Annotated in this window: 6 protein-coding genes; all 6 read left to right on the forward strand. The window is 29.9% G+C overall.

Annotated features, from left to right (window positions below):
* Positions 1-123 precede the first annotated feature (123 nt).
* The 6 genes from J7M77_RS04110 (at position 124) to J7M77_RS04135 (ending at position 15063) form a co-directional block, all read left to right on the forward strand.
* On the forward strand, positions 124-1566 hold the full coding sequence (locus tag J7M77_RS04110; protein ID WP_296876273.1) for a CotH kinase family protein: 1443 nt from the start codon (positions 124-126) through the stop codon (positions 1564-1566).
* Between the two features lie 9 nt (positions 1567-1575).
* Entirely contained in the window at positions 1576-3663 is a 2088-nt protein-coding gene (locus J7M77_RS04115) for a hypothetical protein (RefSeq protein ID WP_296876274.1), read from the forward strand.
* Positions 3663-4775 carry a HEAT repeat domain-containing protein gene (locus J7M77_RS04120; RefSeq protein WP_296876276.1) on the forward strand — a complete coding sequence of 371 codons (1113 nt, stop codon included), beginning with the start codon at positions 3663-3665 and terminating at the stop codon, positions 4773-4775. The genes J7M77_RS04115 and J7M77_RS04120 overlap by 1 nt, the downstream gene beginning before the upstream one ends.
* Entirely contained in the window at positions 4741-6144 is a 1404-nt protein-coding gene (locus J7M77_RS04125) for a glycosyltransferase family 2 protein (RefSeq protein ID WP_296876278.1), read from the forward strand. Before J7M77_RS04120 ends, J7M77_RS04125 begins: the two co-directional genes overlap by 35 nt.
* Positions 6145-6158: 14 nt before the next feature.
* Positions 6159-8660 (forward strand): hybrid sensor histidine kinase/response regulator, encoded by a 2502-nt coding sequence (locus J7M77_RS04130; protein WP_296876280.1) that lies wholly within the window; start codon positions 6159-6161, stop codon positions 8658-8660.
* Between the two features lie 223 nt (positions 8661-8883).
* Positions 8884-15063, forward strand: coding sequence for a beta-N-acetylglucosaminidase domain-containing protein (locus J7M77_RS04135; protein ID WP_296876282.1), 6180 nt, complete (start codon positions 8884-8886; stop codon positions 15061-15063).
* Positions 15064-15213: the final 150 nt, after the last annotated feature.

Consider the following 15213-nt stretch of genomic DNA (forward strand, 5'->3'; position numbering starts at 1 on the left):
TAAGTAAAAGTGCTTATGATCTAACTTATAAAAATCCTAAAAGTATTGAACAAACATTATACACTTTAGGAGAAATCGAATATGTTAATATTGTTACGCAAAATGATGAAATCAGTGGTTAGAATGAAAAGTAAAATTATTTATTTACTAACAGCACTAGCTGTAGTGCTTGCTAGTATAACATTATATCGAATCGATGTTAAAACAACGCGAATTCATCAGCATTTAGATTCACGCTATCAAGATCAGACAACTAGTGATGACCAGTATTATCTACCAATAATTACTATTGATACTAATAATCAAACCATACCGGGAAGTCCTTTAGGTAATGGAAACTATGAACTTTCTACGACAGGTGAGGATTTTATTATTGGTGATTTTACTTTGATCGATAACCAGAGCGGGAATAATCAATTAAGTGATCAAGCGGCTGTTAATAGTAAGATCAAAGTTGGTTATCGGGGTAATTCATCACGACATTTTGATAAAAAATCATATTCTTTACATTTGATTGATCAAGATGGTAAAGAAAATAAACAAGAGCTGGCGGGAATGTCTAGTCATAGTGAATGGGTGTTAAATGGACCATTTTTAGATCGAACTTATTTACGTAATTATTTGTGTATGAATATTGCTGGAGAAATCATGGAATATGCTCCTAATGTTCGTTTTTGTGAATTGTTTATTGATGGTAAGTATCAAGGTTTATATCTTTTGATGGAAACAATTACTCGTGGTGAAGGTCGAATTGAAATTAATAAAACTGATGAAAATGCTGATTTAACTAGCTTTATTGTTCGTTGGGATCGCCAAGGTAAAGGTGATCATGAAATTGATAATTTTACGTATTATACCTATCAAAGTGATATTTCTGCTTTAGATATTCGTTATCCGGGTAAAAATACAATCACTGATGGTAAAGCTGATTATATCAATAATCAAATTAGTCAAATCGAAAAAATGCTTTATTCAGCTAGTTTGTATGAAGAAAGCTATAATGATTTAATTGATATTAATTCTTTTGCACAATATTTTATCATTAATGAGTTTTTTCGAAATGTTGATGCTGGCTGGTTTTCAACTTTTTATTATAAAGATGTAAGAGGAAAAGTAAAAACTGTTGTTTGGGATTTCAATAATGCTTGTGATAATTATGCTCAGACGATTAATAATGAAATCGGTTTTTCGATGCATAATGCGCCCTGGTTTAATCAGTTAATCAAAGATGAAGAATTTGTATCATTAGTAATTAGTCAATATCATCGGTTGCGTAAAAGTGTTTTAGCGACTGATTATTTGCTTGAATATATCGAAGCTACCGATAAATGGCTTACTAAAGCAATTAAACGTAATGATCAAATTTGGGGGTATGTCTATGATTTAAATAATTATAATCCTGATAATTATTTAATCCCTCAAGATCGGAATTTTACTAGTCATGGAGAAGCAATTGAAGAATTAAAAGAATTTATTGTAAAACGTGGTAAATGGCTTGATGAACATATTGATTCATTATATCAATATTGTGCTGAATCTAAAAATGCTAACGAGTTACTTAGATAGGGGATCAAAATGAAAAAGTTTTTATGCTTTGCTCTTGCAATTTTAATTTTAATACTTTCATTAAATTATTTAATTTATTATCAAGGCTATTATCTGAATCTAAATCCTGATGCTAAAATCACGGCTGATTTTAAAGTGTCTGGCAAAAAGATTTTAATTAATCAAGATGGTAAATATTCACAATTAGCGATCAAAGGTGTTACTTTACCAAGTTACATTCCTAAACATCATGGCAGTGACTTTGCTATCGATTATGACACTTATTATCATTATTTTGAACTAATTAGTGAAATGGGTGCTAATACGATTTTGATCTATACTATTTACAATGATAGTTTTTATGATGCTTTTTATGACTATAATCGCAAAAATAAAGAACTTTTATATTTACTTCAAGGTTTACAAGTTTCAGATTATGCTAATGATTCAAGTGAAGATGCTTATGGCAAAGAGTTTTATTATAGTTTAAAAGAGGATGGTTATGAAGCTATTGATGTTATTCATGGTAAAAGAATCATCAGTGCTAATCAAGATAAAGGCAGCGGCTATTTTAATAAAAATGTTTCCCCCTGGGTAATTGGTTATATTATTGGTAATGACTGGAACGGAGAAACGATTGCTTATACCAATCATCAAGATTATGAAACTAGCTATCAGGGAACTTATATTTCTACTAATAGTAATGCCAATGCATTTGAAGTGATGATTGCTAAAGTGATGGATTCGATGATTGAATATGAAAGTAATAAATATAAAACTCAACGCTTAATTACGATGGCTTCATCGTTGAATTGTGACCCGTTTGAATATCAAGCTTATTATGCTAGTCAAATGAATAAAGTAGCTTCAATTGATATTAATAATTTTGTTGTTGAAGATGCTTATTTAAGCGGGGTCTTTGCATCGTATAGTATTTATGATTTTTATGACTCTTTTTATGAATATTTTAGCGCAGATCAAAAGACTAAAATAGCTGATATTTTAAGCAATTTAGATACTACTAATTTTTATACATGTTATGGCAGTTTATTATCTAACTATCATAGTATGCCGGTTGTGATTACTGGTTATGGCTTTTCAAGTTCTAGGGGAAGTGAAAGTGTTGATGGTCCATTAAGTGAAGCCCAACAAGGAAAGGCACTGATAAATACTTATCAAGATCTGATTAATAGTGGCATTGATGGAGTCTTAATTGATTCCTGGCAGGATAGTTTTGATAAACGGATGTGGAATACAAGCTATGCAATAGGTGTTAATAATACTTATAATTGGCATGATATTCAAAGTGAAAGTACTGGTTTTGGCCTATTGACTTATAAAACTAATGAAAATTTAATTGATGGAAGTAACAAAGATTGGCCTGAAAAAACAGTTATTAGTGATAATTCAATTAAAATAAGTGCTTTTTATGATGAAATAGGTCTTTATTTATATTTAGAAGGTCAAGATGTTTTAACTAAAGATATTTATATTCCTATTGATGTTACTGATAAAAGTGGTAGCAATGTTGATAACGAACGTAATTTGTCTTTTTCCAGAAATGCAGATTTTTTACTTAAAATCAATAAGGAACAAAGTGAGCTGTTAGTGCAAAGTCGTTATGAATCATTAAGAGCTAATTATTTATATCAAATCGAACGGCAAGATCCTTTTATTGAATATCCAAGCATTGATGAAGCTAAGTTTGTTGCAATTAAGATGATTTGTGAAAACAAAAATTTAGTTCATCAAGATTACAGTGATGAACAATTATATGAAATGCGAAAATCACCAGTTTATCCAACGGGAATTTTAAATCAAGGGGCAAAGGATGATGCTTTAACGGATCTGGCTTATGGTAAAAAGGGAATTGAAATTAGGATCCCTTGGCAAATGTTGAATTTTTATGATCCAACTAATAATTTAGTTCATGATGATTATTATGAAAACTATGGTGTCATTGGACAAGAAATTTCTAAAATTTATCTTGGTGCTGGTTATGGTGATAAAACAATTAAGATGAATGAATTTAAGTTAGATAGCGATTGGAATTTTGAATATCATGAGCATTTAAAAGAATCATATTATCTTATTAAAGATTTTTGGAGTGATAAATAATGGGGTTTAATGTAAATACATTGATGTATGGATATTTATATATTTGTGTCTTTTTATTGCTTTATAATATTATTTATATATTTCGAAGCAAATTGATTAAAAAGATTCATCAGGATAAAAAGCGAGATTGGGAAAAACAAATCCTGTATCAGTTTATACACCTTAATAATGATGATCAAATAAGTGACGAACATCGTCTTAAATTATTAAAAAAGTTAGTTAAGATCAATGAATTATTACCATATCATGATGCTTTAGAAAGTTTAAAAGAGCAGCCAAATTTTTCTAAATATATTGAAAATCTAGGAACGATTTATCAACAGCTAGCTTATAGCTACAGTAAAAAAGATAATATGAAGCGAGCATTTTTTGCTTATTTTATCGCTAATTATCCCGTTAAATCTAGTGATAATGAAATGCTGATTACGATTTTATTAGGTTATTTAGATGATTCGACTATTTATTGTCGGGAAAATGTTTTAAAAGCTATGTGTACTTTAGGAAATGAACAGGCAGTTGAAAATACTTTGAGTTTATTTAATCAAAATCAGTGGTTTCATCATCAAAAATTAGTAGCTGATAACTTAGCTAAGTTTACTGGTAATCAGGAAAGCTTGATGAAACAGTTATGGAAACATAAAAATGACTGGAATGAAAATATCATGGTTGCCATTGTTCAATTTATTTCACTTGCCAATGGCTCATTTCAAGAAACATTTTTTGCATATTTAAATGATGATCGGGGTCAAATTGAAATTAAGCTTGCCATCTTAAGATATTTTAGAACCCATTATTATCAGCCGGTTGTCCCTTTATTATATGCTTATTTAAATGAAAATGATTATAATGAAAACTTAACGATCGTTGCTGCATTTGTGTTGGATCATTATCCTAGTAAACAGACAATTGCTGTTTTAAAACAGGCATTATACCATCCTAACTGGTATGTTCGTTATAATAGTGCGTCATCATTAATTAATTTAAAAGTATCGTTATCGGATTTAAATGATGTTTTAAATGGTGATGATCGTTATGCCAAAGAAATTTTGACTTATATGTATGAAAAGGAGGTTCTTCATGAAAGAAATCGAAATATTTCTAAATTGTGTTAATCTCTTTTTCCTTGTTTATTTACTTTTATATACAACATATTTATTTTTGTCAGTTTTAGTTGGGGCTTTTGAATTATATAAAAAACAGCAACGTTATATGGTTCGTAATCAGTTAAAACATGAATATTATGTACCCGTATCATTATTAGTACCAGCTTATAATGAAGAAGTCACGATCGTTGATAGTATTAATTCACTAGTCCAGTTAAATTATAATTTATTTGAAATCATCATTATAAATGATGGTTCTAAAGACAATACTTTAAATAAATTAATTGAAGCTTTTTCTTTTGTTGAAGTAAAACGTCCGATTCATATTGCTTTAAAAACAGCTAAATTGAAAGCTGTTTATGAAACTAGAATCAATGGCGTTTCAGTTACTTTGATTGATAAGGAAAATGGCGGTAAGGGTGATTCGTTAAATATGGGGATTAATGCTTCAAGATTTCCGTATTTTATTTGTATTGATGCCGATTCAATGTTACAAAAAGATTCATTAGAAAAAATTGTCCAGCCACTGATGGAAGATGATCGCGTTGTGGCTGTTGGCGGTTTAATTCGGGTTGCTCAGTGTGTGGAAATGAAGGATGGTGAAGTAACTCATTACCGGATGCCTATAAATCCTATTTTAGGTATGCAGGTAGTAGAATATGATCGTTCTTTTCTAGCTTCAAGGATATTGATGGATCAGTTTAATGGGAATTTAATTATTTCTGGTGCTTTTGGTTTATTTAAAAAAGATGTTGTAGTTGCTTGTGGCGGTTATGATAGTCATACTTTAGGTGAGGATATGGAATTAGTTGTGCGATTGCATGTGTTTTGCCGTAATAATATGATCGATTATGCAATCAAATATGAACCAAATGCAATTTGCTGGTCGCAGGCACCGGGCAGTTTAAAAGATTTAGTAAAGCAAAGACGACGCTGGCACTTGGGATTGTTTCAGTCAATGTTAAAGCATTATAAGATTTTTTGCAATTTCCGTTTTGGTTTAGTCAGTATCATATCATATATGTATTATTTGCTTTATGAATTATTGTCGCCAGTAATAGAGGTATTAGGGATAACAACGATCATTATTTCTGGCTGCGTTGGTTTATTAAACCCAACTTTTATGATTAGATTTTTACTATTGTATTCGTTATATGGAGCAATTTTAACTATTACCGCTTTTTTTCAACGGATTTATACTCAAAATCTCAGAATTTCTTTATATGATACGATTAAAGCAGTAATTATTTGTATTTTAGAAAATGTCTTTTTTAGATATGTTTTATCATTTATTCGAGTTACTTCTTTTATTGGTTATCGTAAAAAGAAAAATGTTTGGGGTTCAATTCAACGTTTTGATCAAAAAACATTTAAATAGTGGAGGTGATGAAATTGAAATTTTACCATAAATCTAGTTATCAAAGAATTTCTTTGGTGGCCAAAATAATGGCAATCATTACTTTTACAATTTTAATTATTTTTTCAATTATTTTAATAAGAGATAAATTACTTAATAATGCTAAAGAGATGGGAATTGAATTAGCGAAAAGTTATGCAGTCGAAGAAAATAGCCGGATTGATTTTTATGCAATGCTGTTGGATCTAGAATCTAATTATATTAATGAAAATATTCAAAATAACAGTGATGAAATTCAAACGAATTTAGAGAAATATTCTAATAATTTAAATGCTTCTTTAGGAAGTGATATTATTGATCTTTATGCTGTTATTGATGGAAAGATTATCGCTGCTAATCCTTGGCAAGGTGACGATAAATATGATTATCAGGTAACTTCATGGTATCAAAAAGCACTTGATAATAATGGTGAAGTTATTTATACCGATGTATATAATGATGTGATTACTGATCAAAAAATGATCACTTTAGCTAAAAAAATCACTGGTGATGGAAACGTTTTGGCCTTTGATATCACCCTAGACAACTTTTATATTGATAAAGATGCCAACACACTGCCGTTAAATAGCCAGTATTATTTGTTTGATTCCAATAATAATTTAGTTTACAGTTTTGATGAATCAAATTTTGAATCAATTAAATCACTAAAAGATTTAGCTGATAAAATGCGCGATGATACTAGTAAAACAACGGAAAATTTATTTTTGGAAGTAGCTGGCCAAAATAATGCTGTTTATGTTTATACTATGAGTAATGGCTGGATCTCGGTAATGTGTATTCCTATTGATAGTATTTTACAAGATGGCTGGAATTTGGCCATAGTTTTGTTATTAATTATCGGGATGATTTTTGTGGTTATCGCTGGTTATACGACGATTAGAAGTTATTTAGATAATAAAAAAAATCGTTATATTAATGAAACATTACAGCTTCTAGGAGATACGTATTATGCTATCTATCGAATTGATTTTATTAAGGGCACTTATCAAACTATTAAATGTCATGATTCGGTCAAAGAACAAACTGGCAAATCTGGCAGTTATTTGGCTTTAATGGAAACAATGAAGCAAGTAGTTGAAGAAGATACATATAAGCAGTTTAAAGAAAGCTTTGCTCTTAATAACATCCAAAAAATGACAAGTGAAGGAATTAATGATTTTGGTGGTGATTATATCCGTAATTTTGATGGTGATCATCGCTGGGTTCATGCCCGAATCATTTATGATAAATCATTAGGTGTTAATGAAGTAATTATGTGTTTCCAGGAAATTGATAAAGAAAAACGAAAAAGTTTACAGCAGTTAGAGTTATTAAAAGGAGCTTTAGCAACTGCCAACAATACAGTAGAAAAGAAACTTAGATTTTTTAATAATGCTTCGCATGATATGCGAACGCCATTAAATGGAATTATTGGTTTTGCTAATCTGGCATTAAAAGAGCCGATTGAAAATGAAAAAATTAGTAATTATATTGATAAGATTGCAAAATCAGGCACACAGCTTTTGAAATTAATTAATGATATTTTAGAAATGTCCCGCTTAGAACAGGGTAAAGGCGATTTTTTAAACTATCAGCCAATGAATATTTGTGATTGTATTAATGAAAGTATTTCATTATTTGATGTAATAGCAAAAAAAGAACATAAAACAATTACTTTTACTAATCAAGTTAATCATAAGATAGTTAATTGTGATTGGGATCGATTATTACAAATTGTTAATAATTTACTTTCTAATGCTTTAAAATACAGTAAAAATGGCGCTAAAGTTGATATTGATCTAGTTGAACGTGATCATCATAATAACCATAGTAAATATCAGTTAGTTATCAAAGATACGGGAATTGGGATGTCAAAAGAATATTTAAATAAACTATATGATCCCTTTACTCGAGAAACTGTATTTACAGCACGTAATGTACAAGGAACCGGGTTAGGAATGCCAATTGTTAAAACATTAATTCAACAGATGTCTGGAGATATTAGTGTCCAAAGTGAATTGAATAAAGGAACTACTTTTACAATTACTCTGCCACTTCAAATTACTAACGAAAAAATAGAAGTAAAAGAAGAAAAAGAAGTGGATCAAAATTTCTTAGTGGGAAAAAGATTTTTGTTGGTTGAAGATAATGAAATCAACATGGAAATTGCTACTGAAATGTTAGAAATGATGGGAATTGAAATCATTAAAGCTTATGATGGTTTAGAAGCGGTGGAAATTTTTAATGATGCTGCTATTGGCAGTATTGATGCTATTTTAATGGATATGCAAATGCCAAGGATGGATGGCTGTGAGGCCACTAAACAAATTAGAAGTTTGCTTAAAGATGATGCTAAAACAATTCCAATTATTGCCGTTACTGCTAATGTGTTTGCAGAAGATGTAGCTAAGACAACAGAAGCTGGAATGAATGATCATATTGCTAAACCGATAGATTATAACCAGTTAGTTGAAGTATTAAGAAAATATTTGAATTAAATCGGCAAACTTGCCGATTTTTAGTTTAATTAGGGGATATTTATTAATTATAGCAAAGAATTAATAATTAAAATTATTAATTAAGGTAATTGGTAATGAAATTAAGAATATTTAAGTGAAATTAAGTAAATTTAATATCTAGTTTTAGTAAATATATTGTAATAGGATATATTAGATGATATTGTTTTTTTGTGGGCTACAAAAAAAACAAGGAGGAAAACGAATGATGGGACGAATCAAAAAAACGTTCATAGTTATTATAACTATGACGCTAGTTTTAGGTGTCTTTTCAAGTATTAAAGCTATAAAGGCAATTAATACTAGATATGAAATTTATCCTGAACCCCATAAGATAACTTATCAAAGTGGTGACTTCATTTTAAAAGATCAAGTAAATGTTGTCTATGAAAAGGGAATAGATTTAGACACACAAAACCGTTTGAAAGAAGTTACCGATTTAAAAGGGTTATCAGTTACAACTGCTAACCAGATAAATGCTAAGATGACAAATATATTAGTGGGAATCAAAGGCTCAAACGGATATGTTGATAACTATGTTAAAGAACATGGAAGTTATGCAGCTGATTTATTTGACCAGCTTGATGCCTATTATATGCAAGTAAAGGATGGGACAATCGTTATTTTAGCTAAAGACAGTGATGCTGCCTTTTATGGTCTAACAACACTATATTTGGTTATTAAGCAGTTAGAAAGTTTAACGATTAATAATTTTACTATTGAAGATTATAGTGATGTTGCTAGTCGAGGATTTATTGAAGGTTACTATGGTAATCCCTGGTCAACTAAAGATCGAGTTGATTTAATGAAGTGGGGTGGCTATTATAAGTTAAATTCTTATTTTTATGCGCCTAAAGATGATCCTAAACATAATTCTAAATGGCGGGAGTTATATACTCCAGAGGAAATTGAAACTAAAATTAAGCCCTTGGCTAAAGCTGGAAATGAGTCTAAATGCCGTTTTGTATTTGCTTTACATCCATTTATGAATAGCCCAATTAGTTTTACTAAAAGCAAATATCAAAATGATTTAGCTATATTACAAGCAAAATTTGAACAGGTGATTAAAGTCGGAGTTCGACAAATTGCTATTCTAGCTGATGATGCTGCCAATTTTAATGGTACAGGTGATTTAGGCGGTAATAATTATCGGCGATTGTTGGAGGATATGACCAAATGGCTTAAAACATTACAAAAAGACTATCCTGATTTAAAACTAACATTACCATTTTGCCCAGTTGAATATGGTGGTAATGGTCAAAATTATTATCGTGATTTTCCCGAAAATGTTCAAATTATTATGACTGGTGGTAAAGTTTGGGGTGAAGTTTCAAATAAATTTACGACTACTTTTACCAAAAATACGAATCGTGGTCCATACATGTGGATCAATTGGCCATGTACTGATAATTCAAAAAAACATCTGATTATGGGAGGCTATGATACTTTTTTACAACCCGGTGTTGAACCTAAAAATATTCAAGGAATTGTCTTAAATCCGATGCAACAATCACAGCCAAGTAAAGTAGCTATCTTTGGCAATGCTTGTTATTCATGGCATATTTGGGATAGTAAAGAAAAAGCAGATCAAACCTGGGAAAATTCGTTTAAGTATGTTGATCATAATTCACCAATTGACACCGATGCTTCTAAGGCTTTAAAAGAATTATCAAAGCACATGATCAATCAGGCTATGGATGGTCGTGTTACTGCTTTACAAGAATCAGTTGTTTTAAAAGATAAACTTAATCGTTTTAAAACAAAATTAGCTAATGACAGTATCGATGAAAAAGATATTGATGAATTGATTGATGAATTTAAGATTTTACAAACTGCTGTTGCAACTTATCGTTTACAAGGTAATAAAGAAATAAAAGACCAGATTATTTATTGGTTAGATTGTTATGATGATACGACTTTGGCGGCAATTGCTTATTTAAATGGCATCAAAGCAATTTTAAATAATGATACAAATGGTATATTGCAGTTTAATAATGAAGGTAAAGCGGCTTTTGATCGTTCAAAAACACATGGTTTTAATTATGTAAATCATCTACAATATGCCGAGGTTGGAGTACAGCATATAGTACCTTTTATTAAAACAATGGCACTTCATGTATCAAAGTATGCTCAAATTGCGATGGATCCTGAAAAGATAGTTAAAACTTTTATTACTAATCGTCAAGATACTCCAGTTGGTAATCTTGATAATGTATTTGATGGTAAAGATAATACTAATATTAGTTATCAATCGCCGGCTCAAATCTTAAAGGATGATTATGTTGGTGTTAAGTTCAATAAAAACATAGATATTGAAAATTTACGCTTTTTATTAGGCAATGGTAAAAATCATTTTGATCGAGCTAAACTGCAATATTCTAATGATGGTAAAGATTGGCAAGATTTAAAGCTAGTCAAAATGAAAAATGAATTTATTGCTAGCATGGGAAAATATTTAGAAGTGGATATTAAAAAAGAAAACTTACCTAAAGATTTTAAAGCCATGGCAATTCGTTTGCTGGCTATGGAAAATAATCAGTTAGATGCTTATTTAAATGTCCATGAAATCCAAATTAATAAAGCAGATATTAGTGGTAAATATTCAACTAATCGAGATTTAATGAATGAAACTGATTTTAATGTATTAATGGATGGACAAAACGGTAACAACGGCAATCAAGAAATTTGGCTATCAGTAAAAACAGGAAATGATCGTGATAAATTACCAAAAGATAGTTATTTAGCGTATACATTTGCAAGTAAGCAGAAAGTATCTGCTGTTTATTTTGCTCAAGGTGGAAGCGCTAACAATGACGTGATCAAGGATGGTTTGTTGCAATATTTAGATGATGATAATAAGTGGCAAACCATCAATAAAATTAATAGTGATAAAGTTCAAACTTTTGATTTGAGTTTACAAGATATCGAAACTACAGCTTTACGGATATTAAATAACAAAACTGAAAATGTCTGGTGGCGCATTGGTGAATTTAGAGTCGAGGTTGATAATGGTATTAATAAACCGTTAGAATATAACATTATTAAAACTAATCGCTGGCAAGTTCATCAAGGCCCAGAGACAAATTTATTTGATGGTAAAGAGAATACTTTTGTCTGGTATGATCCTGATGGTAAGGAAAATACTACAAATGATGATTTTTTAGAAAATGATTTTATAGGATATGATTTTAAAAAGATTGCTTTATTAGATAGTGTTCATATTGTTGTTGGAAGTGGTGATAAAGATAAGATTACTAAATATGCAATTGAAACATCTTTGGATAATCAAATTTGGACTCCAATTAAAGGCTATGATAATTATCAAGGTAAAAATAGTGGCAAGGATATTATTGATATTAAATTAGATGGTTTAAAGGCAAGATATATTCGGATACGCAATTTAAAACGACAAGATAATTGGGGTAAATTTAGCGAGTTCACGGTTAAAGAAGTAGAAACGGGTACTTTAGATTATGTCTATACTAATGTTGATCAAATACCAGTTTTATCGTTTTTAAAAGAAGGAACAGCATGGCTAACACCAGCAAAAGTAAGTTTAAAGCCAAATCAGTACATTGGTATTGATTTAAAAAATATTAAACATATCAATGATCTTGATGTTAGTGATCAGGGATTAAAATTGCAAGTTTCTAAAAATGAGATTGAGTGGTTTGATTATAACGATTTGCAAGATGCCCGTTATATTAGATTGATTAATTTGACTGATCAAACAGCTAATTTGGATTTAACTAAACTAAAGGTTTCGTTTAATTATATTGGTGATAAAAAAGTTGAAAGTAATTTTGCTAATAATCAAGCAGCCGATGATATGCGCAGTGCCAATACAGTTAATAATGTTTTTGATGGTAATTTAGCAACGATTGGTATGATCAATGGTCCTCAAGAAGCTGGTAAGCAAATTACTTTTGATTTAGGTCAAGTGATTGATTTTAAATCAATTCGTTATTATATTAATGAAAATCAAATGAATTATTTACGTGATGCCAGTTTTGAAGTATCTGTAGATGGTCATAGCTGGGATAAAGTGGTGCATGTAGGTAAAAAAGTAGATAATGTTTTTAATACTACAACTGCTAAAGATATGCAAAATATTACGTTGTATCATGATAATCAAAATCCTGGTTATATGTATCAAGAAGCAACCGGATTAAATGTAAAGGGACGGTATCTTAAAGTTACGCCAACTTCTAGTTATTCACATCGCTGGGTTGGTTTTAATGAAATTCAAATTAACGGCGGTACATATCTTTCTCCAGAAGTTAATCGTGATATTATTAGTGATGCTGTGGAAGAAAAAGGAAAGATCCCTTCTAATATGATAGATAAAGATTATACTACAAGTTATCGTTCAAGTAAGGCTAATAGTTCATTTACTTATCATATTTCAAAGCCAAAAGATCTTAGAACTGTTCGTATTGTTCAAATTGGCAAGAGCAGTAATGCTAAAGTTACTGGACATGTTTATCATGGCCAGGAAATAAAAACAATTGATTTAGGTACTTTAAATCAAACTATTAGTGAGTTTGTCATTCCTGAAGGAATGGTTTACAAAGATATTCAAGTAGCTTGGGAGGAAAATATCCCTGAAATATTAGAAATTGCGTTATATAAAGAGGTGACTGATGTAACAAAGCCTAAAGAAACATTAAAGGCATTATTAGCCAATCAGCAAGATGTTTCTAATTGGACCAGTTCTAGTGTAGAGCGATATCAAAGTGCCTATCAAGTAGGAAAAGAGGTTTATGATAATCCTTATGCCTCTAAAGATAGCATCGAAATGGCGATTGGATTGTTGAATGGCGCGATTAATAATGTTAAAGAAAAATATACTGATAGTAAATTAGCTACTTTAATTAAACAGGCAATTACTAATGATAATGGATATTATACCGTTATTTCTTATAACAATTATAGTTTTGCGATTTCATCAGGAAAAGCAGGATTAGAAAATATTGATGATTTATCAAAGGCTGATGGTCAAAAGCTGGTTAGTGAAATTGAAAAGGCTCAGGAAAATTTAGTTTATAGTATGGTATTTAGAGAACAAGCTCAGCTATTAGTTGATGAAGAATTGGCTTTGGGTGATGATATTTATTCTAAAGAGACACTTAGTGCTTATCAAAAAGCAAAAGATGCCCTAACCAAAGCCATTGTACAGGATAAAGAAGCAACTGATCAAAAAAATAGAGTTGCTCCAGCTACATTTAAACAGTTAATTGATGAATATCATCAAGCTAAACAACAATTAGAAATCTCGGCTAAAGCAACATTGCAGGCCTTGATTGATGAATTGGCAACATATAATAGTGAGTTATATGAACCAGCTAGTTTCACTGCTTACCAAGAAGCAGTGAATAAAGGTAAAGAGATAATTAATCATGCTTCAAATAATGAAATCGTGGCTCAAATTAAAGAAATTCTGGCTCAAAAAGCTTTATTAAAAGGTAGTCAAAAAGGATTAGAAGCGTTAATTAAAGAAATGGAAGAGCTTGATGGCAGTAAATATACTGAAACATCATATCAAAATTTAATGGCAGTGGTAGCTAAAGCTAAAGAAGTTAAAGATGAAAATGAGTTTGCAAATTATATACAGGCACTTATTAATGCCAAAATTAAATTAGTAAATGTTGATGCTTTAAATAAACAAATTGCTATAGTTAATGCTCTTGATAGTAATTTATATACTAAAGCTTCTTATCAATTAGTAAAAGATGCATTAAAACAATCTCAAATAGTTTTAAAAAATGGTTCTCAAGAAGATGTTGATGCCATGATACAAAGTTTAATTAATGCTGTTAATCAATTAGAATTAAGCGGTTTACAAGAATATCAAAAATATATGCATACCATTGATTTAAAATCAGATGAATTATATACTCCAGAAAGTTATCAAATATATTTAGAAGCCTATAATAATTTGAAAAACTTAGGTGATGATATCTCTTTAAAAGATTTTATAACAGTGAAAACCAGGTATGAAGAAGCAATCCAGGCATTAAAGTTTAAAGGAGCAAATTATAATCATGTACACTTAGTTTTAAATCAAATTCCAGATGATTTATCAGGATTTGATCAAATTAAAGTAAAAGAATTACAGATGCTGATTGCTAGTATTGATTATAATTTAACAGTTAATGATCAAGCAAAAGTTGATCAATATGCCAAAAATCTACAAAGCGCTTTAAATAATGTATTAGCATCAATTAATTCAAAACCAGATACTACAACAAATGAAGATAAAAATAAAGTAAACTTGGTTACTGCTATTAAAACTGGTGATGAACAAGTAATTTACCCATTTTTAATCATGATATTTTTATCTGGATTAGGATTGTTTGGCTGGAAAAAGAAAAAAGTTAATTGAAATTACAATTAGAGGTGGTTAGCCACCTCTTTTTAGGTAAAAAAGTCGTTAAATCCAACAATTATTTTCGAGATATTGCAATATGGATAAAAAAGGTATATAATATTTTGCATACAATATTAACATTGTATACAGAATGACAACTTATAC

Source organism: Thomasclavelia sp. (assembly GCF_017889095.1).
Taxonomy (GTDB): domain Bacteria; phylum Bacillota_I; class Bacilli_A; order Erysipelotrichales; family Coprobacillaceae; genus Thomasclavelia.